General features: G+C 46.2%; 2 tRNA genes. Both read right to left on the bottom strand.

Going from position 1 to position 210, the window contains the following annotated elements:
* Window positions 1–27: 27 nt before the first annotated feature.
* A tRNA-Gly gene (locus tag DB729_RS09425) sits at window positions 28–98 on the bottom strand.
* Between the two features lie 16 nt (window positions 99–114).
* Window positions 115–187: transfer RNA gene (locus DB729_RS09420), tRNA-Phe, on the bottom strand.
* Window positions 188–210: the final 23 nt, after the last annotated feature.

Raw genomic sequence — 210 nt, 5'->3', positions numbered from 1 at the left:
AAAACTTGGTATTTGAACAAAGTTCAAAGCGGGTGACGAGAATCGAACTCGCGACAACAGCTTGGAAGGCTGTAGTTTTACCACTAAACTACACCCGCTTAATAAAATAAGATATGGCGCGAGACGGAATCGAACCGCCGACACATGGAGCTTCAATCCATTGCTCTACCAACTGAGCTACCGAGCCAATATTGCGGGAGCAGGATTTGA

It is taken from the genome of Streptococcus halitosis (assembly GCF_003143695.2).
Taxonomy (GTDB): Bacteria; Bacillota; Bacilli; order Lactobacillales; family Streptococcaceae; genus Streptococcus; species Streptococcus halitosis.
This window is presented reverse-complemented; position numbering and strand designations above follow the sequence as displayed.